The sequence below is a fragment of the Caballeronia sp. HLA56 genome, assembly GCF_054655155.1.
The window spans coordinates 1407122-1432859 of sequence record NZ_BAAHOB010000005.1 but is presented as its reverse complement, the minus strand read 5'-3'; the positions used below and the strand labels follow the sequence as shown (position 1 = coordinate 1432859).

Here is a 25738-nt window from a genome sequence, read left to right as displayed (position 1 = left end):
AGATGCGCCTGAACGCGCTTCGGAACAACCGCTGATTCTGGCCCGCCCTACACGACTCGAACGTGTGACCTACGGCTTAGAAGGCCGTTGCTCTATCCAGCTGAGCTAAGGGCGGTTACGAGGAACCACTTGAGACATGGGCGCGTGGCAGGCCAAGCGAGACCGGCCGCACCCAAGAGAGCGAGGATTTTACCTCAATCCGCAAGCGGCGCGGCCAGACTTGATTACAACGGCTGCGGATGCATCATGAACCATCCGAAGAAGAAGATGCCGGCGATCACGCAATACACGCCGAACGATGCCAGCTTGCCGTGACCTTCGAAATAACGCATCAGGAAACGCACGCTCAGATAAGCCGCGATACCCGTCAGCACGCCGCCGAGCAACGCATCGAAAAGCTGACCGGGCGCGTGAAAGAGCTTCGGCAATTCGAGCACGCCGGCCGCGAAGATGATCGGCGTGCCAAGCAGAAACGAAAACTCCGCCGCCGCTTCAGCCGTCAGGCCCGCGCCGACACCCGCGATGATCGTGAGACCGCTGCGCGAGAAGCCGGGAATCAGCGCGCCGATCTGCGCAAGACCCACCAGAAACGCCTGCTTGAACGTGAGCTTTTCAGGCGCGCGTGCTGCACGGGCGCGTTGCAGCTTGTCGCCGAACCACAGCAACACGCCATTGACGATCAACGCGGCCGCCACGATACGCAGATCGTGAAACAGCGCTTCGAGCCGCTTTTCGAGCAACAGCCCGACGATGCCCGTCGGAATGGTACCGATGATGAGCGCCCACATCATGTGACCGTCGTCATTGCGGCGACCGCCGAGCGAAGCGAACCAGCCGCCGATCAGCGCGACCCAGCGCTTGCGGAAGTACCACAGCAGCGCGAGCGCGGTGCCGAGATGCAAGGCGACGAGAAACGGCAGCAGTTGCGGCGCGTGCTTGTCGATATGCATGCCGATCAAGCCGGGAACGAGCAGCGTATGTCCAAGGCTACTGACCGGAAAGAGTTCGGTCACGCCCTGTAGCACGCTCAGAAAAATAAGAAACCAGAGAGTCACGCGTCGGTCCTTTTCGTGAAAGAGGAAGGAAGACGCGCCGCGGAGTGCTTTCCTCGCTCCAAAGCGCAAGGCCGAAGGCGGCGAGACGAAGATCGAAGGGGATGAGGAAATGGTGCGGCGCGCAAGTCGGGACCGATTATGCACAGCCGTAGTTGGACCGCCAAGCGGAAAACGTACAAACGCGTGCGACAGGCGTCACCGATCGATAAACGTCAGCGAAACCGAATCAATCAGTAATTTATAAGAAAGCGATATCGAAGCAAGCCGAAAGACCTCGACGAGCAGCCGGCGCGCTGCTCAGCCCTTCAGCTTATAAAGAAAGATTGCCGTGCTCGCGCCGAAGAGGCCGAACATCGCGACGCCCATTGCCATCGCCAGATCCATGGTGACTCCCTGTCCGTCTGATTTCCAACATTCGGTTGCTATAACAACACATCGTCAGATGAGACGGCAGTCGCAATTTCCCGCAAAGGGTTTCTCCGTAGGACAAAGCAAGGCAGAATCGTCGGGGTTTCAAGGCCCGTTTTCAGCGCGATCATCATTTCACCGGAGCGTCTTCGCACCATGTCATCTCAACCAGACGTGATTCATATCGAGCGCGATGGCGCCGAAATCTCGCTCGCGCCGAGCGCCGGCGGCCGCCTCATGACGTGGCGAGGGAACGGCGAGCCCGTCATCCACTGGCCCGATGCGCCCGACTGGAGCAATCCGCCCAAGATTCGCGGCGGCAATCCGCTGCTGTTTCCGTTTCTCGGCCGGCATTTCGTCGACGGCGAAATCAACAAGTGGCGCGATCAGGACGGCGTCGTCCACACGCTCTCGACACACGGCTTCGCGCGCGACCTGCCGTTCTCCTGTACGCGCGATGCCGACGGTCACGGCCTGCGCATGACGCTCGTCGACAGCGACGCCACGCGCGCAGGCTATCCGTTCGCGTTCCGCTTTGAGGCAGCGTACCGGCTCGTCGATGCCACGACTCTCGAAGTCGAACTCACGACATCGAATCCTGGCGAAGTGGCGCTGCCCTATTACGCCGGACATCATTTCTATTTCCATCTGCCGCACGATCAACGGGCACAAAGCAGCGTGGAGCTGCCGCGCACCGAGCGCCGGCATCAGTTGGCCGGTGGCGCGATCAGCGAGGCGACGCCTGGCTCGCCGCGCTACTCGCTGGGCGACGCGAGCATCATCGACAACTTTCATTGCTTCACGGGTCCTTCCGATCAGCCCGTGCGCCTGAACATGCCGGGCCTGAAGCGCACCGTGAGTTTCGAGCTGCATCAGCCCGATTCGGTGCCGTGGTTTGCCGTCACGACCTGGACCGAGGCGGATACATCGGACTTCTATTGCGTCGAGCCGTGGATCGGCTTGCCCGATGCCATCCATAACGGTCTTGGCCTGCGCTGGCTCGCGCCGGGCAAAACGGAGACCGCGCTGCTCAGGCTCGTCGTCACGCGCGCTGACTAAACGTTGCAAACGGCTTTCTGTCAGGGGAAACCCGAAACGGTAAAATCCTGCCTTCGATCCGCCGCGCAAAATTTCAAACGCCCGTCGCGCGGCGGCGCCTTACGAGGTCAGGTTTGCATAAAAGAATCCGCCAGTTCGTTTTTACATCGCTCGTCGCGGCGGTCGTGACGCTTTCCGCTTGCGGCTCCGGTCCGGTTGCGCCCGGTTACTATCGCGTCGAGCGCGGCGATACGGTCACGAAGATCGCGCGCGCCAATCGCACCACCGTCGCCAATCTCAAACGCTGGAACAGCTTGTCGAATCCCGATGCAATCGAAGTCGGGCAAGTGCTGCGCGTGGTGCCGCCGGAAGGCTCGGCGACGGCTTCATCGAACGTGGCGAGCACGAGCACACCGAAGAGCGCGGACACCGCACCGGCGACGAAGCCGGGACCGGGCATCACGCTCGTCTGGCCCGCACAAGGCGACGTCATCCGCAACTTCAACGGCAGCAACTCGAAGGGCATCGACATTGCCAATTCAGCGGGAACGCCGATCGTGGCCGCGGCGACGGGCAGCGTCGTCTATGCGGGCAACGGCTTGCGCGGCTACGGCAACATGTTGATCGTCAAGCATAACGAGGACTACCTCACCGCCTACGCGCACAACAGGACGCTCTTCGTGAAGGAAGGCCAGACCGTGCAGCAGGGCCAGAAAATCGCCGAGATGGGCGATACCGACAGCGACCGCACCATGCTGCATTTCGAGGTGCGTTACATGGGCCGCTCGACGGACCCGGCGCGTTACTTGCCGTCGCGTTGAACGCAGACGGACCATAAGAGGAAGATTGATGATTTCGATGAAGAGAATCCACCCGGGCGCAGTCGTTGCCGCTCTCTCGCTTACCGGCGCGCTCGGCGGATGCGCCCACGGCCCGACCATGACCTACTTGCCATCCGGCGACACGGGCTTCGCCATCAACTGCAGCGGCGGCGATGCGAGCACGAGCTGGGCGGCCTGCTACAAGCAAGCGGGCGAAGTGTGCGGTGCATATGGATACGACGTGGTGTCGAAGGACAATGACAACGGCGCGACTTCCGGCGGCACGGTCGCGGGTATCTTCGGCGCGAACATCAAGAATCGTTCGATGGTGATCCGCTGCAAGCAGTGACGCTTGCATGCGTGCCTGCGTGAGCGCTCAAGGGAACATCACGCGCTCGCGGGCTTGGTCCGATCGCGCTTCGGCGCTTTCTTTCGCCAGCGGCCGGACAATGGATCGATACGCGCGGCAAACGCAAAGAGGAATGCAAGCGCGAGCGGAGCAACGATAGCGAAAACCGACAGCAGATTCATGGCGAAACCAGAATGCACTAAGTCGTCGGATATTAACCTTGCGGCAAATGTTTCGCTTAAATGTCAGTTAGAAGTTAAGGTCAGTATGGATGACCGACGCGTCGTTCCTACCGCGCAAACGTGTGGCGCCGGCGTATTGAAACTTGCACGCCGTTACGCTCGGAAACAAGCGCACACAGTTGCCGAGGCCAAGCCTCCATAAAATGTCTGCAGCCCGCGCTTCTCTCTGCGCGAACAGTCCGCGCGGGTTAGAAGCGCCGGCGCTCATGCGTCGGCGCTTCGCCTTCTTTCACTTTGGATCGGCCGACGTCGGCGCGATGAGCATCGACGGCGGGGTGTCGTCGGTCGGTACGCCCTTATAGTCGGGCGGGTCTTGCGGCGGATGCTTTTGATTGGCGGGTTCGGTGCATGCAGCCAGCATGAGTGCAAGCGTGGCGGCACCTAGAACGGACACGAAGTTACGCAGCATGAAGTCCCCAAGAAGACGTCAAACCCGACGTCATAAAGACAAAGGGGTTACAAGCCGTGACTTGTAACCCCTTCGTGTATGGTGGTCGGAGCGAAAGGATTCGAACCTTCGACCCTCTGATCCCAAATCAGATGCGCTACCAGGCTGCGCTACGCTCCGACAAGCCGCAGATTATAGCTTGCTTGCCGCGACGCCGCAAACACTTCCGGCAGAGGGAACGAATGTTGCCACTTTAGCGAGTGACGGCCGCTGCCCGGTCATGCAAGCTCTTGCCATTTCGAATTCGCGGAGACAACGATGAACCTCATTCTCTGGCGTCACGCCGAAGCCGAAGATCAGGCCGCAAGCGATCTCGCGCGTCAACTCACCTCGCGCGGACGCAAGCAGGCGCAAGGCACCGCAAAGTGGCTAAAGGCGCGTATCGACGACAATGCGGTCTTCATCGCAAGCCCGGCCACGCGCACCATTCAGACCGTCGAAGCCTTCGGCGATCAGTATCGCGTGGTCGATCAACTCGCGCCCGGCCGACATGCACAGGACGTGCTCGATGCCGCCGGCTGGCCCGATGGCATCGCGGAAACGGTGGTCGTCGTGGGCCATCAGCCTACGCTCGGACACGTTGCCGCGTGGCTCATGACCGGCGACGAAGCGGACTGGTCGATCAAGAAATCAGGCGTCTGGTGGTTCCAGTCGCGCTCGCGTCACGGCGACGGCCAGGTCGTTCTGCGCGCGGTGACGAACCCCGATCTGCTCTAGCCGAAAGGCCGTGTAATCGCAGGTTCAACAGAATGTCGTTTCATCGAAACGTCACTGCGATGCCATGCGAGCGTCATTGCGCGTTACTACATTGGCGAGGACCGAAACCCTCAAGCTTTCGTCCTGCCGAGGAACGCCAATGCTCGATATGCCGACGCCCTTCCTGCCAACCGGAGCGTCATCGTCGCTCTCGCTCGATTCGCGCCGCCAGCTTCCGCGTACCGCGGAAACCATCACCGGCCAGCATCGGCTGCAAGTGTCGTGGGCGCGTTCCGGCGACGCCGTGCGTGAAGCCCAGCGGCTGCGTTACCGCGTGTTCTCCGAGGAGATGGGCGCGCACCTCTCGGGGCCTGCGGGCCTCGACGTCGATGTCTTCGACGCCTACTGCGATCATCTGCTCGTGCGCGATCTCGATACGTTGAAAGTGGTCGGCACGTATCGCGTGCTGCCGCCGCATGAGGCCGCGCGGATTGGGCGGCTGTATGCGGAAGGCGAGTTCGATGTGTCGCGGCTTGCGCATCTGCGGCCGAAGCTCGTCGAGGTGGGCCGCTCGTGCGTGCATCCCGACTACCGCAACGGCGCGGTGATCATGTCGCTATGGGGCGGGCTCGCGGCCTACATGAAGCACAACGGCTACGAAACGATGCTTGGCTGCGCGAGCGTCGGCATGGTCGACGGCGGGCACTACGCGGCGAACCTTTACACCTCGCTCGCCGCCGATGCCCTCGCCGCCCCCGAATATCACGCGTTCCCGCATACGCCGCTGCCGGTGGAGGAATTGCGCACGGGCGTGGAAGTGAGCCCGCCGCCGCTCGTGAAGGGTTATCTGCGTCTAGGCGCGCAGATATGCGGCGCGCCTGCGTGGGACCCGGATTTCAACACGGCGGACTTTCTTACCCTCTTCCGCCTGTCGGATATCAACGCGCGTTATGCGCGGCACTTCATCGGTTGATTCAAGGCGCGGCGTTCGTCAATCGCCGGTATAGACCACGCGATACGGGCGCCCGATCTTTTCCCACTCCATGGCTTCCTGAACGAGGCTGTAGTCCGTGAGCGGATTGCTCGCGACCCACTCGTTGGACAGCCGCACTTCGAAGCCTCCCGCCGCGCTCTTCACCTCGATGCCGGGCAGCCCCACATCCGCGCGCCGACGCGACAGCAACACGGCAAGACGCAGGCAAAACAGCAATGTCCAGTCGACATCGCGCGCTTGCGCGAGCTTGCCGAGCTTGCCCGCGTGACCCAGCACGAGCGTCGCGAGCCGCGCCTGGTCCGTGCGCGAAAAGCCCGGCATGTCCGCGTTGCTTGCGATATACGCCGAATGCTTGTGATACGCGCTATGCGCAATCGACAAGCCGATCTCGTGAAGCGACGAAGCCCACGCGAGGAACATGCGTTCTTCCTCGCGACGTTCCGCATCGGGTTCGCCGAGCTGATCGTAGAAGCTGATCGCGAGCGAGCCGATGCGTTCGGCCTGCGCGGCATCGACGCCATAACGGCGCTTGAAGCCTTCCACGGTGACGGTGCGCATGTCCTGATGCTGCGAACGCCCGAGCAGGTCGTAGAGCACGCCGAGACGCAAGGCGCCGTCGGTGGTATCCACATAATCGATACCCAGTTCCTCGAACACGCCGAGCATGATCGAAAGGCCGCCCGCGAGCACTGGAATGCGGTCCGGCTTGAGCGCGACGAGCTTCAGCCGATTGACGTTCTCCGCCTTGATGACCGCGCGCTTCAGACGCTCCAGCCCGCCGCGCGAAATGCCGTGCGTGATGCCAGGGTCGTTGAAATCGTTCGCTTCGACGAGTTCCGCGAGCGCGCGCGCCGTGCCTGAAGAACCAATGGCCTGATCCCAGCCGGTCTGCTTGTATTCGCGCGAGATGATCTGGATTTCGCGCTTGGCCGCGAGTTCGGCCTGGCGCATGGTGTATTCGTCGACGTTGCCGGCCGGAAAGAACGTGCGGCTGTGGCTCACGCAGCCGATATACAAACTCTCCATATGAATCGGCGTGTAATGCGAGCCGATGATGAACTCCGTCGAGCCGCCGCCGATATCCACCACGAGGCGCTTGCCCGCGCTCGCCGGCACCGAATGCGCGGCGCCCGCGTAGATGAGCCGTGCTTCTTCCCTACCGGCGATCACTTCGATCGGAAAACCCAGCGCGCTTTCCGCCTCGCCGATGAATTCGTGCGCGTTCTTCGCCACCCTGAGCGTGTTGGTGGCCACCGCGCGCACCTGATCCGGATGAAAGTCGCGCAGACGTTCGCCGAAGCGCTTCAACGCTTCGAGCCCGCGCAACTGCGACGCACGGTCGAGCATTTTGTCCTTCGATAGACCCGCGCCAAGGCGCACGGCCTCGCGCAAGGCATCGACCTGGTAAATCTGGCTGCCTGCGGGCGTTTCTTCCACCCGCCCCACGATCAGCCGGAAACTGTTCGATCCGAGGTCGACCGCAGCAAGAAGATGAGGATGAGTGACCATCGGATGTCCAGGGATCGTGGGAGGAGGCGCGCTTTGCTGCAGCGCAGGATTCTATTCTACGTCGACTACTTATGCGCCGATGTCAATGGGTGAATCACGCTCGACCGCGGTATCACGCGCCCTGCGCTAGCGACGCTAACCACAATGTGAGTAGAATTTGTGACAATCGTTCTGTCACAATAAAGCCATCTTACTGTGAGACTATCCGAACGTTCCCTTGCCCTTCCGATCGAGACACCATTCTCCCAGCCGATGTCCATACGCTATCCGCTCTTCAACCGCGAACTGGGCATTCTAGGTTTCAACGAGCGAGTTCTGGCGCAGGCCGCCGATATCTCGGTTCCCTTGTTGGAACGCCTGCGCTTCATCTGCATCACGAGCAGCAATCTCGACGAATTCTTCGAAGTCCGCATGGCCGGGCTGCAGGAGCAGATGCGCGACAACCCCGGCTCGCTCTCGCCGGACGGCATGTCGCTGCAGCATGTCTACGATCTCGTCTCCGAACGCGCGCAGCGCCTCGTGCATCAGCAATACGTGATGCTGCATGAAATCGTCTTGCCCGCGCTCGAGATGGAAGGCATCTATTTTCATGGCGCGGAAAGCTGGAGCGAGCAGCAAAACGCCTGGGCGCGCGAATATTTCCTGAACGAACTGCTGCCGGTGCTGACGCCGATCGGCCTCGACCCGGCGCATCCGTTTCCACGCGTGCTGAACAAGAGCCTGAACTTCGTTGTCGAACTGGAAGGCACGGATGCTTTCGGCCGTCAGGCCATGATGGGCATCGTGCAGGCGCCGCGCGCGCTGCCGCGGCTCGTGCGCATGCCCGAGGCGCTGTCGGGTTATCCGCATGGCTTCGTGCTGCTGAGCACGTTCATGCAGCACTTCGTGAGCGAGCTGTTTCCGCATCTCATCGTGCGCAATTGCAACCAGTTTCGCATCACGCGCAATAGCGAACTTTTCGTCGATGAAGACGAGATCACGAATCTGCGCGTCGCCTTGCAGGGTGAGTTGCCCGCGCGGCATCTGGGCAATGCGGTGCGGCTCGAAGTATCGGCGGAGACGCCACCGCATCTCGTGCGGCGTCTGCTCGACGAAAGCCAGTTGAGCGAGCGCGATTGTTATCGCGTGAACGGGCCGGTGAATCTCGTGCGGCTCATGCAACTGCCTGAAATGGTGGACAGGCCGGACCTCAAGTTCGTGCCGCACATTCCTTCGGTGCCGAAGTCGATCGCCAACACGACCAATCTTTTCGATGCGATCGATCAGGGCGATATCCTGCTGCATCATCCTTACGAGAGTTTTCAGCCGGTGCTCGAACTGCTGTTGCAGGCGGCGAAAGATCCGCAAGTGATGGCGATCAAGCAGACCATCTACCGGACCGGCACCGATTCGCCCTTGATGGATGCGCTCATGCAGGCCGCGCGCAATGGCAAGGAAGTGACGGTAGTGGTCGAGTTGCTGGCGCGTTTCGATGAAGAGACGAACATCAACTGGGCGTCGCAACTCGAAGCGGTGGGCGCGCATGTGGTGTATGGCGTCGTTGGCCACAAGTGTCACGCGAAGATGATGTTGATCGTGCGGCGCGTGTCGCAGGGCGGCAAGATGGTGCTCAAGCGTTATGCGCACTTGGGCACGGGAAATTATCATCCGCGCACGGCGCGTCTATATACCGACTTCGGTCTCATGACCGCCGATCAGCAGATGTGCGAGGACGTGCATCATGTCTTTCAGCAGCTGACTGGAATTGGCGGAGAGATTCCGCTGCATCTTTTGTGGCAATCGCCTTTTACCTTGCACGCGAAATTGATCGATGCGATTCGCGCCGAGGCGGAGCATGCGCGTGCGGGCCGGCGGGCGCGGATCGTCGCGAAGATGAATGCGTTGCTCGAGCCTACCGTGATTGCTGCCTTGTACGAGGCATCGCATGCGGGCGTGAAGATCGATTTGATCGTGCGTGGGGTTTGTTCGCTCAAGCCTGGTGTGGAGGACCTTTCGGAGAATATTACCGTTCGGTCTATTGTCGGGCGCTTCCTCGAACATCATCGCATCTTCTATTTTTATGCGAACGGGCAAGAGGATGTGTATCTGTCGTCGGCGGACTGGATGGATCGGAACTTCTTTCGACGCGTCGAGGTGGCGTTTCCGATTCGCGATCGGCGGCTTAAGCGTCGGGTGATTGCTGAAGGGTTATCCGTCTGTCTTGGGGATAATCAGTCTGCCTGGGTCATGCAGAGCGATGGGCATTATCGTAAGCGGCGGTCGGGGAAGTCTATTCGCAATGCGCAGTTGGGGTTGCTGGCTAAGTTTTGTTCTTAGGGTGTTGGTTTTGTGGTGGGTTTTTTCCTGGGAACTTGAGCCGTTGTCTCGCGGTTTGTTTCAGTAGCCGCCTCCCCGGCGGAGGGGTAACTTTCTTTGCGGCTGCAAAGAAAGTCACCAAAGAAAGCAGCTTTGGAACCGGCTTCTGAAGCACAACTGGTTCCTCGCTATTGACCACAAGCCCTTTGGGCACTTCTCATTGCTCATGCTCGTGGTGAATGCTTTATCTAGCACCGGCGCCTTCTGGGAACTTGAGCCGTTGTCTCGCGGTTTGTTTCAGTAGCCGCCTCCCCGGCGGAGGGGTAATTTTCTTTGCTGCTGCAAAGAAAGTCACCAAAGAAAGCAGCTTTGGAACCGGCTTCTGAAGCACAACTGGTTCCTCGCTATTTACCACAAGCCCTTTGGGCACTTCTCATTGCTCATGCTCGTGGTGAATGCTTTATCTAGCACCGGCGCCTTCTGGGAACTTGAGCCGTTGTCTCGCGTTTCGTTTCAGTAGCCGCCTGCCCGGCGGAGGGGTAACTTTCTTTGCTGCTGCAAAGAAAGTCACCAAAGAAAGCAGCTGTAGAACCGCCTTCTGAAGCACAACGGGTTCCCCGCTATTTACCACAAACCCCTTGAGCACACCCCCTCGCTAATGCCGGCGGCAAATCTACGTTAAGCACAGACTTGTCAGTGAACAGCGTTAAGGAAGACTTTTGTCTCGCTGTTCTTTGCTTAGGGTGTAGGTGAAAAGTTAACCATTAGGGCGTCATAATTTATTTTCGTTGTGGTCGGCCACCGTATGTGTGTTCTACTCCTGGCACATGTAAAACCCGCATACGCTTTTTCGTTAGGCGGCGCGAAGGCTCTACTCGCTTGTGCGTGCTAACGATTTACCACGAGCGTGAGCGACGGGGAGTGCCCAAAGGGTTTGTGGTAAAAATAGCGAGGAACCAATTGTGCTCCAGAAGCCGGTTCCTAAGCTGCTTTCTTTGGTGACTTTCTTTGCAGCCGCAAAGAAAGTTACCCCTCCGCCGGGCAGGCGGCTACTGAAACGAAACGCGAGACAACGGTACAACTTCCTAGCAAGCGCTAAACAAATATCTCTAAGCGGCCAAAGGCTTCCTCGAAGCAGCCTAAAAGAGAAGCGTGCGCCTGGAAATAGACCTACAACGAACGTTAGCAATGGAAAGTGCCACAAAGGGCTTGTGGTAAATAGCGAGGAACCAGTTGTGCTTCAGAAGCCGGTCCCTAAGCTGCTTTCTTTGGTGACTTTCTTTGCAGCAGCAAAGAAAGTTACCCCTCCGCCGGGGAGGCGGCTACTGAAACAAACCGCGAGACAACGGCTCAACTTCCTAGCAAGCGCTAAACAAAGATCGCTAAGCGGCCAAAGGCTTCCTCGAAGCAGCCTAAAAGAGAAACGTGCGCCTGGAAATAGACCTACGACGAACGTTAGCAATGGGAAGTGCCACAAAGGGCTTGTGGTAAATAGCGAGGAACCAGTTGTGCTTCAAAAGCCGGTTCCTAAGCTGCTTTCTTTGGTGACTTTCTTTGCAGCAGCAAAGAAAGTTACCCCTCCGCCGGGCAGGCCGCTACTGAAACAAACCGCGAGAAAACGGCTCAACTTCCCAGAAAGCTAAACAAAACCCCTAAGCCGCCAAAGACTTCCTCAAAGCAGTCCTTGAAGAAGGAAACCGAACAACAAACGTACTCCCCTTCCCGACTTCACTTTTGACGTCGAGCTCCGCATGATGCCGCTGCAGCACATGCTTGACGATAGCAAGCCCGAGCCCGGTGCCACCTGTATCCCGCGACCGACTCCGATCCACGCGATAAAACCGCTCGGTAAGCCGCGGAATATGCTCTGCGGGAATCCCATAACCGCTATCACGCACCGTGAAAACCGCCCGATCCGCCACACGTTGCCAAGAGACTTCAATCGCCCCGCCATCCGGCGTATAACGCACCGCATTGGTAACGAGATTCCCCAGCGCACTGACGACCTCGGTCTCCGCGCCTGCGATAGTCAACGAATCATCGATATGAAAGGCAATCCGGTGACGCCCGCCAGAAAGATTCACCGCGTCGTCTTCGAGATGCCGCATCACCGCGCGCATATCCAGCAACTCGTCGCCAGGCGGACGCACATCGCCTTCCAGGTTCGCAAGCACCAAAAGATCACGCACGATATTCTGCATGCGCGAAGCCTGCTGTTCCATCATGTCCAGATAACGCATGCGGTCCGCCTCGCTGAGCGGCAACTCACGCATGGTCTCAAGAAAGCCCGATAACACCGTCAGCGGCGTCTTCAATTCATGCGAGACATTGGCGACGAAATCGCGTCGCATCGAATCGGTACGCTCGAGTTCGGTGATGTCCTGCGTGAGTATCAGCTTGCGATGATCGCCATAAGGAAATACCTGCACCGATACCGTGTGCTGCCGGTTCACGCCCATGCCGCGCATCACGAGCATTTCCTCATAATGATGCGAGTTCAGATAGCGAATGAAGTCCGGGTGCCGCACGAGATGCGTGATGTGCTGGCGTAAATCGCGTTTTGCATCGAGCCCGAAATGCTTCTCGGCGATAGCGTTGCACCACTCGATCTGATCGTGATCGTCGAGCATCGCCACGCCATTGGGCGAAGCCTGAATCGCCTGAATGAAGCGCGAATGCTGTTGCTCGACCTGCCGCACTTGCGCATGCCAGCGCTTCGCCAGCTTGTGCAAGCGGTAATAGATTTCGCCCCAAATGCCGAGCGCGCTAGGCACTTCGCCATACACGGGCGCTTCGAGCAGACGCCAGAGACGCTGTGTGTGATAGGTGGCGAAAAAGCCCTGCAGGACCAGCATGACGACGGCGACAGCCAGCGCCACGCGCACGCCGGCAAACGCGCCGATCGCCGCACAGAGCGCGGCGAGCAGTACGAGGGACACGACTGACCGCGTCCAGATGATATTCATGTTGTCGGCGAGTCCAAGCGACGAACGCGCGGTTCGTCATAAACATGCGGCAGAGACTAGAGCACGCTTATCAGGCGCTCTTCGCGAGCCGATATCCGCTGCCGCGCACCGTTTCGATCATAGCATCGCAGCCCGCGGGCTTGAGCGCGGCGCGCAGGCGCTTGATGTGAACATCGACCGTGCGCTCTTCGACGAATACGTGATCGCCCCACACCTGATCCAGCAACTGCGTGCGGCTATGCACGCGCTCCGGATGCGTCATGAAAAAATGCAGCAAGCGGAATTCGGTCGGGCCGAGATCGAGCTTGATGTCGTTGCCGGAATGGCTCGCCGCCACGCGATGCGTCGCCGGATCGAGCCGCAAACCATTGATGGCAACCACATCTTCCGTCAGCTGCGGGGCACGCCGGCGCAACACCGCCTTGATGCGCGCCATCAGCTCTTTCGGCGAGAACGGCTTGGTGACGTAGTCGTCCGCGCCGATCTCGAGCCCGAGCACCTTGTCCTGCTCGTCGCCGCGCGCGGTCAGCATGATGATCGGAATATGCTTCGTGCGCTCGTTGTTGCGCAAGTCGCGCGCGAACGCAATGCCGGACTTGCCGGGCAGCATCCAGTCGAGCAGCACGAGATCGGGCAGCACGTCGCTGATCAGGTTTTGCGCCTGCTCAGCGTTATACGCGCGAATCGGGCAATGTCCCGCGTGTTGCAGATTCACCGAGATCAGTTCGGAGATCGCGGGTTCGTCTTCGATGACGAGGATACTGCTGGGCATCGGCACCTCTTGACCTTTTGCTTTGAGAGAAGATTAACTGAGCGCTTCGCGTTCGAGCTGGTCGCGCGAGATATGCCGCACGTCCGTACCCTTCACGATGTAGATGATGAACTCGGCGATGTTCTTCGCGTGATCGCCGATACGCTCCACCGCCTTCGCAATGAACAGATAGTCGAGGCCGGCGGAAATGGTGCGCGGGTCTTCCATCATGTAGGTGACGAGCTTGCGCACGAAGGCGCGGAATTCGTCGTCGATGGCTTTGTCGTCGCGCACGATCTGCGCGGCGGCCACGGTGTCCAGACGCGCGAACGCGTCGAGCGCGCGGCGCAGAATCGACACGGCCATCTCGCCCGAGAGCTTGATCTCCGCGATATTCACCGCGCGGCCCGCGCCGTCTTCGTTGATGCGTTTCACGCGCTTCGCGATCTTTTCAGCTTCGTCGCCGGCGCGTTCGAGGTTCGTGATGGTCTTCGAGATCGCCATGAGCAGACGCAGGTCGCGCGCGGCCGGCTGGCGGCGCGCGATGATGTTGCTGCACTCTTCGTCGATCTCGACTTCCATCGTGTTCAAACGCACTTCGGCGGCAATCACCTGATCGGCGATCGCCATGTCGAATTCGTTGAGTGCCTGCATGGCCGCGATGATCTGCGACTCCACGAGACCGCCCATTTGCAGCACTTTCGACGACACCGCGTTGAGATCGGCGTCGAACTGGCTCGACAGATGTTTATCGGACATATGTGCTCCTTAAGTCCTTTTATGTTTCAGTTCGCCTGATCTGGCCGGATCAGCCGAAACGGCCCGTGATGTAGTCTTCCGTTTCCTTGCGCGTGGGCTTGATGAAGATCTTCTCCGTATCGCCGAATTCGATCAGCTCGCCAAGGTACATGTATGCAGTGTAGTCCGAGCAACGGGCTGCCTGCTGCATGTTGTGCGTGACGATCACAACCGTATAGTCACTTTTCAGTTCCGCGATAAGTTCCTCGATACGGCCCGTGGAAATCGGGTCGAGCGCCGAGCAGGGCTCGTCGAGCAACAGCACTTCCGGACGAATGGCGATGCCGCGCGCAATGCAAAGGCGCTGCTGCTGGCCGCCCGACAATCCGTAGCCGCTTTGCTGCAGCTTGTCCTTCACTTCGTTCCAGAGCGCGGCCTTGGTCAGCGCCCATTCGACGCGGTCGTCCATCTCCGAGCGCGACAGTTGTTCGAACATCTTCACGCCGAACGCGATGTTGTCGTAGATCGACATGGGAAACGGCGTAGGCTTCTGGAACACCATGCCCACGCGCGCGCGTAAAAGCGAGATGTCGCGCGTCGTGTCGAGCAGGTTGACGCCGTCCATCAGAATCTCACCTTCGCCGCGCTGCTCGGGATAAAGCGCGTACATTTTGTTGAAGGTGCGCAGGAGCGTGGACTTGCCGCAGCCCGAAGGTCCGATGAACGCCGTCACCTTCTTCTCGGGAATGCGCAGGTTGATGTTCTTCAGCGCGTGATACTTGTTGTAGAAGAAATTGAGGTTCTTCACTTCGATCTTCGGCTTGATCGAATCGGCGGCTTGCGAGCCGTGCTTCGGACGCACGCTGCCAGGAACGGGACCACGCTCGACGGGCGCCGCATCCGCTTTCGAATCAAGGTGGTTGACACCACTTTCGACCATGTTCATGGAATCACTCCGCCTTTATTTCTTCGAGATAATCGTGCGCGCGAGGATATTCAAACCCAGCACGCCGAGCGTAATAAGGAACACACCGGCCCACGCGAGCGTCTGCCATTGCGGGAACGGGCTCATCGCGAACTTGTAGATCGTGACCGGAAGGTTCGCCACCGGCTGATTCATGTCCCACGAGAAAAACTGATTCGACAGCGACGTGAAGAGCAGCGGCGCGGTTTCGCCGGCAATCCGCGCGACCGCCAGCAACACGCCCGTGACGATGCCGCCAATCGACGCCTTCAGCGTGATCGACATCACCATCTTCCACTTGGGCGTGCCGAGCGCGAAAGCCGCTTCGCGCAGCGCGTTCGGCACGAGCTTCAGCATGTTTTCAGTGGTGCGGATGACGATCGGAATCTGCAGCAAGGCGAGCGCGATCACGCCGGCCCATCCCGAGAAGCGACCCATCTTCGCGACGACGAGCGCATACACGAACAAGCCCACGACGATGGAAGGCGCCGACAACAGAATGTCGTTGATGAAGCGCGTGAAGCTCGCGAGCCAACGCTTCTGGCCATATTCCGCGAGATAGACGCCCGCCAGAATGCCGAGCGGCGTGCCGATGAACGTGGCGATGAAGACGAGCATCAGACTGCCGACGATAGCGTTGGCAAGACCGCCGCCATCGGTGTTCGGCGGCGGCGTCGACTGCGTGAAGAGTTCGAGCGACAGGCCAGCGACGCCGAGCTTAAGCGTCGTGAAGAGAATCCACACGAGCCACAGAAGGCCGAAAGCCATCGCGGCCAGCGAGAGCGTCAGCGCGATCGCATTGGTGCCGCGTCGACGGCTCTGCAGCTTCTTGCGCGTGGCGTCCACGCGGTCGGGGTCCTGATTGAAGGTGGCGGGACGGCTCACTTGACTCCCTCCCCGCGTTCCATGCGCAGCAGCATCAGCTTGGACAACGCGAGCACGACGAACGTGATCACGAACAGGATGAGCCCGAGTTCCATCAGCGCCGACGTATGCAGGCCGGGGCTTGCTTCGGCGAATTCGTTGGCGAGCGCCGAGGTGATGCTGTTGCCCGGCGAAAACAGCGACACGTTGTCGAGCAGATTGGTGTTGCCGATCACGAACGTCACCGCCATGGTCTCGCCGAGCGCGCGGCCGAGGCCGAGCATCACGCCGCCGATCACACCGGCGCGCGTGTACGGCAACACGATCTTCCACATCACTTCCCAGGTCGTGCAGCCGATGCCGTATGCCGATTCCTTGAGAAGCACGGGCGTGACTTCGAAGACGTCGCGCATCACCGAGGCAATGTACGGAATGATCATGATGGCGAGGATCACGCCCGCGCACAGAATGCCGATACCGATAGGCGCGCCCTTGAAGAACATGCCGATGACTGGCACGTCGCCGAGCAGATGGCCGAGCGGCTTTTCGAAGTATTCCGCGAAGATCGGCGCGAACACGAGCAGACCCCACATGCCGTAGACGATCGAGGGAATCGCCGCGAGCAATTCGATGGCGACACCGAGCGGCCGGCGCAGCCACGCGGGCGAGAGTTCCGTGAGGAAGAGCGCGATGCCGAAGCTCACCGGCACGGCGATGATGAGCGCGATGATCGACGTCGCAATGGTGCCGTAGATCGGCACGAGCGCGCCGAAGCTATCGGTCTGTGGGTCCCACTCCGCGCGCCAGAGAAAGCTGAGTCCGAACTTTTCGATGGTCGGCATCGACGCAATGACGAGCGAAACGATGATGCCGCCAAGCAGAAGCAACGTCACCACGGCCGCGAGCCGCGTGATGCCGCCGAATATGATGTCGCCGAAACGGCTCGGCGCGCGCTGCGTATGCGCGGCCGGCGGTGCCGACGCTAAGTTGATGTCCGACATGGGAGCCTTGGTTGTGCTGCTTGTCAGAGCGCGCGGCACGTCATTCAACGTACCGCGCGGCATTGCCTGCACTGCATTTCCGTCCTGACTTCAAGAGCTTAGGACAGTTTCAGACCATGGTACCGCTTACTGCGCAACCGCCTTGCCCGACGCGTCCTTGACCTTCGCCTTCCATTGCGTGCGGATTTCGGCGACGACCGAATCCGGCAGCGAGATATAGTCGAGATCGTTCGCGGCTTGGTTGCCGTTCTTGAATGCCCAGTCGAAGAACTTCAGCGTTTCCGTGCCTTGCGGCGCCTTGTCCTGCGTGGCGTGCAGCAGAACGAACGTTGCACCGACGATCGGCCATGCGTTCTGGCCCGACTCGTTCGTGAGGATCTGGTAGAACGACTTCGACCAGTCCGCACCGGCAGCCGCCGCCTTGAAGGTTTCCGTCTTCGGCTCAACGACCGTTCCAGCCGCGTTCTTGAGACCCACGTAGGTCATCTTGTTCTGCTTGGCATACGCCCACTCCACGTAGCCGATCGCGCCCGGCAGACGCTGCACGAACGCCGCGACGCCGTCGTTGCCCTTGCCGCCCGTGCCCGTCGGCCAGTTGACCGTCGAACCTTCGCCGACCTTCGACTTCCACTCGGGATTTACTTTCGACAGATAGTTCGTCCAGATGAAGCTCGTGCCCGATCCGTCGGCGCGGCGCACCACGGCGATGTCGGTATCCGGCAGCTTGACCTTCGGGTTCAGCGCGGCGATAGCCGGGTCGTTCCACTTCTTGATCTTGCCCAGGTAGATGTCGCCGAGCACTTCGCCCGACAGCGTCACTTCACCGGCCTTCACGCCCGGCACGTTGATGACCGGCACCACGCCGCCGACGACCGTCGGGAACTGGAACAGGCCTTCCTTCGTGAGTTCTTCATCTTTCAGCGGTGCGTCCGAGCCCGCGAAATCCACCGTCTTCGCGATGATCTGTTTGACGCCGCCCGACGAGCCGATGCCTTGATAGTTCACCTTGCCGCCGCCCGTTTTTTGGTAGGCGTCAGCCCACTTGGTGTAGATGGGAGCTGCGAAGGTGCTGCCCGCGCCGGTGATATCCGTGGCGAATGCGGAGACGGCGAACATTGCGCCGATGACGCCGGCCAGCGCGGATTGCATCAATTTCATGAGACCTCCAGAGTGTGTGAGCGTGTAGCGAGAGAACCGACACGGCGAAATATAGGCACTCTTCGTGACAGTACCGTGACGTTTGATGAACGCCGCGTGTCATTGCGCTTACGCACTGAAAGTCGAACGTGCGTTGGCTTGTAACCAAAGAAAAAGCGGGCCGTAGTCCGCTTTTGGTGAGACGTGACGCGCTTTAGGGATCGTCTACGAAGTCGCGTCCTTCACAACCTGAGCAATCGTTTCCGCGTGTCTAACCGCATCCTGATGCGCCGCCGCTTCCACCATGACGCGCAGTACCGGTTCGGTTCCCGAGGCGCGAATCAGTACCCGCCCGTGCGATTCGAGGGCCCGCTCGGCATCTTCGATCGCGCGGCGAATGGCCGCATTATTTTTCCAGTCCGCGTTCGGACTCATGCGCACGTTGATCAGTTTCTGCGGAAACAGGCTGACGCCGTCGAGCATGTCCGCGAGGGATTTGCCACCGCGCTTGATGGCGGCGAGCACAAGCAGCGCGGACACGATGCCGTCGCCCGTGGAATGCCGGTCGAGCGAAAGAATGTGGCCCGAGCCTTCCGCACCGAGTTGCCAGCCGTTCTCGCGCAGCTTTTCGAGCACGTAACGGTCGCCGACGGCCGCGCGCACGAACTTCACGCCCGCCTCTTTCAGCGCCACTTCCACGGCCATGTTGGTCATCAGCGTGCCGACCGCGCCATCCACCTTGCCGTCCGTCGCAATGCGGTCCTTGACCAGCACGTAGAGCAGTTCGTCGCCGTTGAAAAGCCGGCCGGTGGAATCGACGACTTGCAGGCGGTCAGCGTCGCCATCGAGCGCGATGCCGATATCCGCCTTGTGTTCGAGCACCGTGCGCACGAGCGCATCGGGCGCGGTGGCGCCGACTTTATCGTTGATATTGAAGCCGTTCGGCGACACGCCAATAGGCACGACTTCCGCGCCCAGTTCGTGGAACACGTGCGGCGCGACGTCATAGGCGGCGCCGTGCGCGCAATCGAGCACGATCTTGAGGCCGCGCAGATCGAAGCTCGCCGGGAAAGTGCTCTTGCAGAACTCGATATAGCGCCCGCCCGCGTCGTCCAGACGCTTCGCCTTGCCGAGACGTTCGGAGGGCGCACAGGCCATCGGCTGGTCGAGCTGCGCTTCGATTTGCAGTTCGACTTCGTCCGGCAGCTTGTTGCCGTCGGCGGAGAAGAATTTGATGCCGTTGTCGTCGTACGGATTGTGCGATGCGCTGATCACCACGCCCGCCGAAAGCCGCAGCGCGCGCGTGAGATACGCGACGCCGGGCGTGGGCATCGGGCCGGCGAGCATCACGTCGACGCCCGCGGCGGAAAAGCCCGACTCCAGCGCGGCTTCGAGCATGTAGCCGGAAACCCGCGTGTCCTTGCCGATGAGCACCGTCGGACGGTTGCCCTTTTGCGGCGAACGGTCCGCTCCCGCGAGCACCTTGCCGGCCGCATACCCCAGCCTGAGAACGAAATCCGGTGTGATCGGCGCCTCGCCGACGCGCCCGCGAATTCCATCAGTTCCAAAATATCGACGTGCCATTGTTACTGACCCTCCTCGCGGACATATGGCGCCTGTTCTTGGCCCGCGACATGTGTTGATCGATTCGGCGCGTGCGCCTTCGCCGAAGTTCTTTCAATGCTTCTCGTGATGCGTGGCGTCTCTCGTGGCTCGCCAGACTTTCAGCGCATCCACGGTTTCCGCGACGTCGTGCACGCGGATGATCGCCGCACCGCGCTCCGCCGCGCAAACCGCCCCGCTCACGCTTGCCGCAAGCCGTTCGTTCGCCGCGCGCCCGGTGACTGCGCCGAGCATCGACTTGCGCGACATTCCCGCGAGCAACGGGTACCGCTTGCCTACGGGCAGCGTCGCGGCGAGGTTCGCCAGCAGCGCATAATTATGCTCGACGGTCTTGCCGAAGCCGAAGCCTGGATCGAGACTTACCCGCTCCAGCGCGATCCCCGCCTGCGCCAGCGCCGCGATTCGTTCGGCGAAGAACGCACGGACGTCCGCGATGACGTCGGCGTACACCGGCTCGCGAAGTTGCATCGTGCGCGGTTCGCCTAGCATATGCATCACGCACAAGCCGCAGTTACTGTCTTTAACGGCATCGAGCGCGCTTTCCTGACGTAAACCCCAAATGTCGTTGATCATGTCCGCGCCTGCATCGAGCGCGGCGCGCATCACGGCGGGCTTGTAGGTATCGACCGAAAGCGGGACGTTCATGTCCCGTAACGCTTCGACGATCGGCACCACGCGTTCGAGTTCCTCGGCCAGCGGAACCGGCGGCGCGCCCGGACGAGTCGATTCGCCGCCAATATCGATGATGTCCGCGCCGTCGGCAAGCATGCGCTCGGCGCGCGCCCGAGCGGCATCGCGCGGAAGGAAGCGGCCGCCATCGGAGAACGAGTCAGGCGTGACGTTGAGAATGCCCATCACGAGCGGGCGTTCGAATGTCAGCGTGAACCGACCGCATTGCAGCGGCTGCGCTGAAAGCTGGGAGGGAGATGGAGTGATCAAGCGTGTCGGAAAAAAGCTGGATTGCTGCAAGGGGCGTAACGCACGCGCGAAGTGTGATCCGATGTGTGCGCCGTCGTGAGCCATAAAGCAAAAATGGGCCGGAGTGCGATGCACACCGGCCCATCATCGGACTAGGAGAGCTTAGGCCGGCGCGGTTGCGCTGCCCGGCTTGACTTCCGTACCGCTGTTGCCGCCCGGAGGCGTATCACCCGAAGGCGGCGGCAGGTTCTTCGGCGGACGCGGCGGACGATCCTCCATGATGTCCGTGATCTGGTCTGCGTCTATGGTTTCCCATTCGAGCAGCGCCTTCGTCATGGCTTCCACGCGCGCGCGGTTGTCTTCGAGCAGCTTGCGGGCAAGCTGATACTGCTCGTCCAGGATGCGGCGGATTTCCGAATCGACCTTTTGCAACGTGGCTTCCGAAACCGTCTTCGCGCCCAGCTTGCCGAACATGCCTTCGGGTTCGGTGTCGACGTAGACCATCGTGCCAAGCGTGTCCGACATACCATAACGCGTCACCATGTCGCGGGCCATCTTGGTCGCGCGCTCAAAGTCGTTGGACGCGCCGGTGGACATGGAATTCAGGAACACTTCTTCCGCTGCACGGCCGCCAAACAGAATCGCGATTTCTTCCAGCATCTTGTCGCGATACAAATTCACGCGGTCGTGTTCAGGCAATTGCCAGGTGACACCCAATGCCCATCCGCGCGGCATGATCGTAACCTTGTGCACCGGATCGGCATGCGGCAACAACTTCGCCACGACGGCGTGACCGGACTCGTGGAAGGCCGTGTTGCGACGTTCTTCCTCGCGCATGACAGCCGACTTACGCTCCGGACCCATGAAAATCTTGTCCTTCGCGTCTTCGAAGTCCTGCATCTCGACGATCCGCTTGCCGCGACGCGCCGCAAAAAGCGCAGCTTCATTGACGAGGTTCGCGAGATCGGCACCCGAGAAGCCCGGCGTACCCCGCGCGATGACCGAAGCGTCGACGTCGTTCGCAATCGGCACCTTGCGCAGATGCACCTTCATGATGTGTTCGCGACCGCGAATGTCCGGCAGGCCGACATACACCTGACGGTCGAAACGACCCGGACGCAGGAGCGCCTTGTCGAGCACGTCGGAACGGTTCGTCGCAGCGATCACGATAACGCCGGAATTTGCTTCGAAGCCGTCCATTTCCACGAGCATCTGATTGAGCGTCTGCTCGCGTTCGTCGTTACCGCCGCCCATGCCGGCGCCGCGATGACGACCGACCGCGTCGATTTCGTCGATGAACACGATGCAAGGCGCGTGCTTCTTTGCTTGCTCGAACATGTCGCGAACGCGAGCCGCGCCCACGCCGACGAACATTTCCACGAAGTCGGAACCCGAGATGCTGAAGAACGGCACCTTCGCTTCACCCGCGATAGCGCGAGCCAGCAGCGTCTTACCCGTGCCAGGAGGCCCGACTAGCAACACTCCTCGTGGAATGCGGCCGCCCAGCTTCTGGAATTTCTGCGGGTCGCGCAGGAAGTCGACGAGCTCGGACACTTCTTCTTTCGCTTCGTCGCAACCCGCGACATCGGTGAAATTGATAGCGTTATTGTTTTCGTCGATCAGCCGCGCTCGCGACTTGCCGAACGAGAAGGCCCCGCCTTTGCCGCCCCCCTGCATCTGCCGCATCATGTAGAACCAGAAACCGATGATGAGAATGGTCGGTCCAAGGTAGTACAGCGCGGAAACCAGCGCGTTGGGTTCATCGTCAGCCTTGCCGCTAACCTGAACGCCGTATTTCATCAGATCGCCGACCATCCAGATGTCGCCAGGCGACACGATTTGGTATTTCTGGCCGTCTGCCGGAGTGACCGTCAGATTCCGCCCTTGAACGGTGACATTCTTCACCTTGCCGTTCTTCGCGTCGTCCATGAACTGCGAATAGGACACACCTTCCTGGACGCGGGGCTTATCGAACTGCTTGAACACCGTAAACAGCACCAGTGCGATCACGAGCCACACTGCCGCTTTAGAGAACATATTGTTGTTCAAAGCACCACTCCTCACTCATAGACGGGCGCCTACATAAACCTAGCGGCGCCACCAAAGCATTCTAATCCAGACCGCAAACCCCTGCCATAAGGTTTATCTACCGCGCAAATAGCGGAAGACAGGGGTTTTTCGACATATTCGGCGAAAATATCGCTATTTTTCGCCGAAATGATTTACTCGTGTTCCACAGTCGGATGTTTGAGCCACCGCCCGAGTACAAAAGTCTCCGACGATTTGTCGCGAGACGCCTTGGGCTTGCGCGGCGCCACCACTTTGAACTGGTGCTTGAACTTCTCGACGATTTGGCTGTAACCGCTGCCGTGAAAACATTTGACCAGCAACGCACCATCCGGTTTCAGATGGTTCTGCGAGAACTCCAGCGCCAGATCGCAAAGATGTTCGATACGCGCTGCATCCGCGCTCGCCACGCCAGACAGGTTTGGGGCCATGTCGGAAATAACAAGGTCTACCTGACGCTCGCCAACAATTTCCGCGAGTTGCGCAAGCACGGCGTCTTCGCGGAAGTCGCCCTGAATGAAGGTGACATCGGCAATGGGGTCCATCGGCAGAAGATCGAGCGCGATGATCGTGCCGTCTATACCGCCTTCGCGCTGCGCATCGCGCTTCGCACCCTGAGCGAGTTTGTTACGCGCGTACTGACTCCACGAGCCGGGCGTCGAGCCGAGGTCGACGATCACCTGCCCTGGCTTGATGAGCTTGTCCTGCTCGTCGATCTCCTTGAGCTTGTACGCCGCGCGCGCGCGATAGCCCTCGCGCTGCGCCATCTTCACGTAAGGGTCGTTGATGTGGTCATGCAACCACGAATGATTAAACCGGTTCTTTGCCATTCAAACTGAGCCCATGCTGCGCGCCGGGAACTAACCTCTTGCGCGCGTGCTTATTCTTGCTGTATCGCGCAATGCTTTTAGCGGATAATACGCGTCTTGTCGGCCGGACCGGTTCCCGTGCGCTGCAAAGCGCTCGAAATTTGCGTTTCCGGCCTATTTGTTTATTCGGGCGGCTTGCCCAGCACTTCAGGTGCTTTTCATCTGATCGGTCCATGACGGCGCCGCGTGTCCATACCGCCCGCGCTTTGTGCGTCCGACAGCGCTGCAACGCCCAGCCGACACCAAACCCGCCGCCCACATTTTAGTCGAGTCCCTTATTCCACATGCCAGCTCTTAAACTTTCCCCGGCCCAGCGCGCCGATCTGCGCTCCCAGGCTCACGCCCTCAATCCGGTCGTGCTCGTCGGCGCCGAAGGTCTGACCGAGGCCGTGCTGAAAGAAATCGGCGTGCACCTCGAAGCGCATCAGCTCATCAAGATTCGCGTGTTCGGCGACGAGCGTGAAGCACGCGTTGGCATCTACGACGAAATCTGCGACCGCCTGGATGCCGCACCTATTCAGCATATCGGCAAGCTGCTCGTGATCTGGAGACCGGAAGGCGCCGCGCCCGCCAAGACCCGCACCGCCCGCACCCGCAGCACCATGCCGCCGAGCGCCGGTGAAATTGCCGAGGAGCGTTCGACCAAGGGGCGCGCACCGCGCATCGTCAAGGCCGTCAAGATCACGCGCGATGCACCCGCCGTCAAGAAGCCGCGCAAACAAACGCTCAAAGTGCTAGGTAACGAACGCGTCACCGCGGGCGGCAACGTCAAGCGCGCGAAGAAGCGTCAGGCTGGCTCGAAGCGTCAACATCAGGCCGTCAAATGATGAAACGGCGCGGACGATGATTCAAAACGTCCGCGCCGTCTCTCGCAGCATGATTTTCAGCTACGCGCGCGCTTGGCCGCGACCTTCGCGGACTTGCCCTTCGGCACGATCTTGACAGGCGCCGCACCCGGCAAACGCCACACGAGCGCAATACCGCACAGGCATTCGATCAAATAAATCGCGCTCGAAATGCCATGCAGAACGCCGAACTCCTTCGCATAAGGCGAATTCGCGAGTTCCATCCCCGCTTCCTGCGCCGAGATGCGCAGCGAATTCATGAACGGCTGCAACGCGAAGTATCCGACGAGCACGCACACCAGCATGACCGCGACGAGCCACCGCACGCGCTTGTAGTCGACGATGCCGCTCTTCACGAAGCGATTGCCGATCAAGATCAGAATCAGCGCGCTGACCACGCCGATATACGCTTCGATGCGAAAGAGCTGCGCCGCCACCGATCCCGCCGACGTACGGTCGAGCACCGAAAAGAGCACGGGCGCGGCGACGAGACCGAGGGTCAGCAAGCTGCCGACCCAAATCATCGTCACCGTGCGAAAGAGTCGATGCTCCATCAGACGTATCGAACAGCGATGATTTCGTACTCACGCGCACCGCTCGGGGCCTGCACCGAGGCGACGTCGCCCTCCGTCTTGCCGATCAGCGCGCGCGCAATGGGCGAGCTGACGGAGATGAGACCGTGGTCGATGTCGGCTTCGTCGTCGCCGACGATCTGATACGTCACCTTATGACTCGACTCGAGATCTTCCAGTTCGACGGTCGCGCCGAACACCACGCGGCCTTCCGCTTCGACCGTTTTCGGGTCGATCACTTGCGCGGCGGCAAGCTTCGATTCGAGATCCGCAATGCGGCCCTCGATAAAGCCCTGCTTTTCTTTCGCGGCATCGTACTCCGCGTTTTCCGACAGATCGCCCTGCGCGCGTGCTTCCGCGATCGAGTTGATAACCGCGGGACGCTCGACAGCCTTCAGGCGTTGCAATTCGTCGCGCAGCAACTCCGCGCCGCGCTTCGTCAAGGGAATCGTGCTCATAGACAATCCACAAACAAAAACAGCCGTAAAAAAATTACCGCGGTTAAGCGCATCTCCCCAGAACGAGAAGACGCCGCTTAACCGCGGCTCGTGATACTTGGACCGGTAAT

At 60.3% G+C, this 25738-nt stretch carries 24 protein-coding genes and 2 tRNA genes; 7 read left to right on the top strand and 19 right to left on the bottom strand.

The window, feature by feature from the left end; all coding sequences use genetic code 11:
* Positions 1-38: 38 nt before the first annotated feature.
* Both ACYQ47_RS26295 and ACYQ47_RS26290 read right to left on the bottom strand, forming a co-directional pair.
* Positions 39-115: transfer RNA gene (locus ACYQ47_RS26295), tRNA-Arg, on the bottom strand.
* Between the two features lie 109 nt (positions 116-224).
* A complete protein-coding gene (locus tag ACYQ47_RS26290; RefSeq protein ID WP_244825722.1) occupies positions 225-1055 on the bottom strand; it encodes an undecaprenyl-diphosphate phosphatase in 831 nt (276 codons plus the stop codon).
* A 564-nt stretch (positions 1056-1619) separates the two neighbouring features.
* On the opposite strand from ACYQ47_RS26290, the gene ACYQ47_RS26285 reads away from it, so the two are divergent.
* The 3 genes from ACYQ47_RS26285 to ACYQ47_RS26275 all read left to right on the top strand — a co-directional run bounded on the left by ACYQ47_RS26285 (position 1620) and on the right by ACYQ47_RS26275 (position 3671).
* Positions 1620-2522, top strand: a complete 903-nt coding sequence (locus ACYQ47_RS26285; protein WP_459907657.1) for an aldose epimerase family protein — start codon at positions 1620-1622, stop codon at positions 2520-2522.
* 113 nt (positions 2523-2635) lie between these two features.
* Positions 2636-3322: a peptidoglycan DD-metalloendopeptidase family protein gene (locus ACYQ47_RS26280; protein WP_250465238.1), complete on the top strand. Its 687-nt coding sequence runs from the start codon at positions 2636-2638 to the stop codon at positions 3320-3322.
* A 28-nt stretch (positions 3323-3350) separates the two neighbouring features.
* The gene (locus ACYQ47_RS26275) at positions 3351-3671 is read left to right on the top strand and encodes a hypothetical protein (protein WP_459907655.1); all 321 of its coding nucleotides are present in this window, start codon (positions 3351-3353) and stop codon (positions 3669-3671) included.
* Positions 3672-3709: 38 nt separating this feature from the next.
* Here the strand turns inward: ACYQ47_RS26275 and ACYQ47_RS26270 are convergent, their stop codons facing one another.
* From ACYQ47_RS26270 to ACYQ47_RS26260, 3 genes are all read right to left on the bottom strand, one after another.
* Positions 3710-3853, bottom strand: coding sequence for a hypothetical protein (locus ACYQ47_RS26270; protein ID WP_250509279.1), 144 nt, complete (start codon positions 3851-3853; stop codon positions 3710-3712).
* 289 nt (positions 3854-4142) lie between these two features.
* On the bottom strand, positions 4143-4322 hold the full coding sequence (locus tag ACYQ47_RS26265) for a hypothetical protein (RefSeq protein ID WP_250492611.1): 180 nt from the start codon (positions 4320-4322) through the stop codon (positions 4143-4145).
* Between the two features lie 82 nt (positions 4323-4404).
* Positions 4405-4481, bottom strand: a tRNA-Pro gene (locus ACYQ47_RS26260).
* Between the two features lie 138 nt (positions 4482-4619).
* Here ACYQ47_RS26260 and ACYQ47_RS26255 point away from each other — a divergent pair.
* Together ACYQ47_RS26255 and ACYQ47_RS26250 are read left to right on the top strand one after the other, a co-directional pair.
* Complete coding sequence (locus tag ACYQ47_RS26255; protein ID WP_459907652.1) at positions 4620-5078, top strand: SixA phosphatase family protein; 459 nt, start codon at positions 4620-4622, stop codon at positions 5076-5078.
* 139 nt (positions 5079-5217) lie between these two features.
* Positions 5218-6030 carry a GNAT family N-acetyltransferase gene (locus ACYQ47_RS26250; protein ID WP_459907650.1) on the top strand — a complete coding sequence of 271 codons (813 nt, stop codon included), beginning with the start codon at positions 5218-5220 and terminating at the stop codon, positions 6028-6030.
* 18 nt (positions 6031-6048) lie between these two features.
* Here the strand turns inward: ACYQ47_RS26250 and ppx are convergent, their stop codons facing one another.
* A complete protein-coding gene (gene ppx / locus ACYQ47_RS26245) occupies positions 6049-7560 on the bottom strand; it encodes an exopolyphosphatase (protein ID WP_244825732.1) in 1512 nt (503 codons plus the stop codon).
* 252 nt (positions 7561-7812) lie between these two features.
* Between ppx and ppk1 the strand changes: the two genes are divergently transcribed.
* Positions 7813-9876, top strand: a complete 2064-nt coding sequence (ppk1, locus tag ACYQ47_RS26240) for a polyphosphate kinase 1 (RefSeq protein ID WP_244825734.1) — start codon at positions 7813-7815, stop codon at positions 9874-9876.
* A 1631-nt stretch (positions 9877-11507) separates the two neighbouring features.
* Here ppk1 and phoR read toward each other — a convergent pair.
* The 11 genes from phoR to ACYQ47_RS26185 form a co-directional block, all read right to left on the bottom strand.
* The gene (gene phoR / locus ACYQ47_RS26235) at positions 11508-12821 is read right to left on the bottom strand and encodes a phosphate regulon sensor histidine kinase PhoR (RefSeq protein ID WP_244825736.1); all 1314 of its coding nucleotides are present in this window, start codon (positions 12819-12821) and stop codon (positions 11508-11510) included.
* Positions 12822-12891: 70 nt separating this feature from the next.
* On the bottom strand, positions 12892-13593 hold the full coding sequence (phoB, locus tag ACYQ47_RS26230) for a phosphate regulon transcriptional regulator PhoB (RefSeq protein WP_244825738.1): 702 nt from the start codon (positions 13591-13593) through the stop codon (positions 12892-12894).
* A gap of 33 nt (positions 13594-13626) precedes the next feature.
* Positions 13627-14331: a phosphate signaling complex protein PhoU gene (gene phoU / locus ACYQ47_RS26225; protein WP_244825740.1), complete on the bottom strand. Its 705-nt coding sequence runs from the start codon at positions 14329-14331 to the stop codon at positions 13627-13629.
* 49 nt (positions 14332-14380) lie between these two features.
* Complete coding sequence (gene pstB / locus ACYQ47_RS26220; protein ID WP_370652025.1) at positions 14381-15256, bottom strand: phosphate ABC transporter ATP-binding protein PstB; 876 nt, start codon at positions 15254-15256, stop codon at positions 14381-14383.
* 15 nt (positions 15257-15271) lie between these two features.
* The gene (gene pstA / locus ACYQ47_RS26215; protein ID WP_459907646.1) at positions 15272-16159 is read right to left on the bottom strand and encodes a phosphate ABC transporter permease PstA; all 888 of its coding nucleotides are present in this window, start codon (positions 16157-16159) and stop codon (positions 15272-15274) included.
* A complete protein-coding gene (gene pstC / locus ACYQ47_RS26210) occupies positions 16156-17139 on the bottom strand; it encodes a phosphate ABC transporter permease PstC (protein ID WP_244825744.1) in 984 nt (327 codons plus the stop codon). Before pstC ends, pstA begins: the two co-directional genes overlap by 4 nt.
* Positions 17140-17265: 126 nt before the next feature.
* Complete coding sequence (gene pstS, locus ACYQ47_RS26205; protein ID WP_244825745.1) at positions 17266-18297, bottom strand: phosphate ABC transporter substrate-binding protein PstS; 1032 nt, start codon at positions 18295-18297, stop codon at positions 17266-17268.
* Positions 18298-18501: 204 nt separating this feature from the next.
* Positions 18502-19860, bottom strand: coding sequence for a phosphoglucosamine mutase (gene glmM / locus ACYQ47_RS26200; protein ID WP_244825746.1), 1359 nt, complete (start codon positions 19858-19860; stop codon positions 18502-18504).
* 93 nt (positions 19861-19953) lie between these two features.
* Complete coding sequence (gene folP, locus ACYQ47_RS26195; RefSeq protein ID WP_459909319.1) at positions 19954-20754, bottom strand: dihydropteroate synthase; 801 nt, start codon at positions 20752-20754, stop codon at positions 19954-19956.
* 225 nt (positions 20755-20979) lie between these two features.
* Positions 20980-22866 (bottom strand): ATP-dependent zinc metalloprotease FtsH, encoded by a 1887-nt coding sequence (gene ftsH, locus ACYQ47_RS26190; RefSeq protein ID WP_244825747.1) that lies wholly within the window; start codon positions 22864-22866, stop codon positions 20980-20982.
* A 173-nt stretch (positions 22867-23039) separates the two neighbouring features.
* Positions 23040-23714, bottom strand: coding sequence for an RlmE family RNA methyltransferase (locus ACYQ47_RS26185; RefSeq protein WP_459907642.1), 675 nt, complete (start codon positions 23712-23714; stop codon positions 23040-23042).
* A gap of 323 nt (positions 23715-24037) precedes the next feature.
* Here ACYQ47_RS26185 and ACYQ47_RS26180 point away from each other — a divergent pair, with 323 nt between their 5' ends.
* On the top strand, positions 24038-24580 hold the full coding sequence (locus ACYQ47_RS26180; RefSeq protein ID WP_459907640.1) for a YhbY family RNA-binding protein: 543 nt from the start codon (positions 24038-24040) through the stop codon (positions 24578-24580).
* 56 nt (positions 24581-24636) lie between these two features.
* Here ACYQ47_RS26180 and ACYQ47_RS26175 read toward each other — a convergent pair whose 3' ends face one another.
* Together ACYQ47_RS26175 and greA are read right to left on the bottom strand one after the other, a co-directional pair.
* The gene (locus tag ACYQ47_RS26175; protein WP_244825752.1) at positions 24637-25152 is read right to left on the bottom strand and encodes a DUF4149 domain-containing protein; all 516 of its coding nucleotides are present in this window, start codon (positions 25150-25152) and stop codon (positions 24637-24639) included.
* On the bottom strand, positions 25152-25628 hold the full coding sequence (greA, locus tag ACYQ47_RS26170; RefSeq protein ID WP_244825754.1) for a transcription elongation factor GreA: 477 nt from the start codon (positions 25626-25628) through the stop codon (positions 25152-25154). The genes ACYQ47_RS26175 and greA overlap by 1 nt, the downstream gene beginning before the upstream one ends.
* Positions 25629-25738 lie beyond the last annotated feature (110 nt).

Bases quoted from the DNA above. Each gene is read 5' to 3' on its own strand.
- ACYQ47_RS26285 (WP_459907657.1), top strand. From the start codon at position 1,620: ATGTCATCTCAACCAGACGTGATTCATATCGAGCGCGATGGCGCCGAA.
- ACYQ47_RS26275 (WP_459907655.1), top strand. From the start codon at position 3,351: ATGATTTCGATGAAGAGAATCCACCCGGGCGCAGTCGTTGCCGCTCTC.
- ACYQ47_RS26270 (WP_250509279.1), bottom strand. From the start codon at position 3,853: ATGAATCTGCTGTCGGTTTTCGCTATCGTTGCTCCGCTCGCGCTTGCA.
- ACYQ47_RS26265 (WP_250492611.1), bottom strand. From the start codon at position 4,322: ATGCTGCGTAACTTCGTGTCCGTTCTAGGTGCCGCCACGCTTGCACTC.
- ACYQ47_RS26255 (WP_459907652.1), top strand. From the start codon at position 4,620: ATGAACCTCATTCTCTGGCGTCACGCCGAAGCCGAAGATCAGGCCGCA.
- ACYQ47_RS26250 (WP_459907650.1), top strand. From the start codon at position 5,218: ATGCTCGATATGCCGACGCCCTTCCTGCCAACCGGAGCGTCATCGTCG.
- ppx (WP_244825732.1), bottom strand. From the start codon at position 7,560: ATGGTCACTCATCCTCATCTTCTTGCTGCGGTCGACCTCGGATCGAAC.
- ppk1 (WP_244825734.1), top strand. From the start codon at position 7,813: ATGTCCATACGCTATCCGCTCTTCAACCGCGAACTGGGCATTCTAGGT.
- phoR (WP_244825736.1), bottom strand. From the start codon at position 12,821: ATGAATATCATCTGGACGCGGTCAGTCGTGTCCCTCGTACTGCTCGCC.
- phoB (WP_244825738.1), bottom strand. From the start codon at position 13,593: ATGCCCAGCAGTATCCTCGTCATCGAAGACGAACCCGCGATCTCCGAA.
- phoU (WP_244825740.1), bottom strand. From the start codon at position 14,331: ATGTCCGATAAACATCTGTCGAGCCAGTTCGACGCCGATCTCAACGCG.
- pstB (WP_370652025.1), bottom strand. From the start codon at position 15,256: ATGAACATGGTCGAAAGTGGTGTCAACCACCTTGATTCGAAAGCGGAT.
- pstC (WP_244825744.1), bottom strand. From the start codon at position 17,139: ATGTCGGACATCAACTTAGCGTCGGCACCGCCGGCCGCGCATACGCAG.
- pstS (WP_244825745.1), bottom strand. From the start codon at position 18,297: ATGAAATTGATGCAATCCGCGCTGGCCGGCGTCATCGGCGCAATGTTC.
- glmM (WP_244825746.1), bottom strand. From the start codon at position 19,860: ATGGCACGTCGATATTTTGGAACTGATGGAATTCGCGGGCGCGTCGGC.
- folP (WP_459909319.1), bottom strand. From the start codon at position 20,754: ATGGGCATTCTCAACGTCACGCCTGACTCGTTCTCCGATGGCGGCCGC.
- ACYQ47_RS26185 (WP_459907642.1), bottom strand. From the start codon at position 23,714: ATGGCAAAGAACCGGTTTAATCATTCGTGGTTGCATGACCACATCAAC.
- ACYQ47_RS26180 (WP_459907640.1), top strand. From the start codon at position 24,038: ATGCCAGCTCTTAAACTTTCCCCGGCCCAGCGCGCCGATCTGCGCTCC.
- ACYQ47_RS26175 (WP_244825752.1), bottom strand. From the start codon at position 25,152: ATGGAGCATCGACTCTTTCGCACGGTGACGATGATTTGGGTCGGCAGC.
- greA (WP_244825754.1), bottom strand. From the start codon at position 25,628: ATGAGCACGATTCCCTTGACGAAGCGCGGCGCGGAGTTGCTGCGCGAC.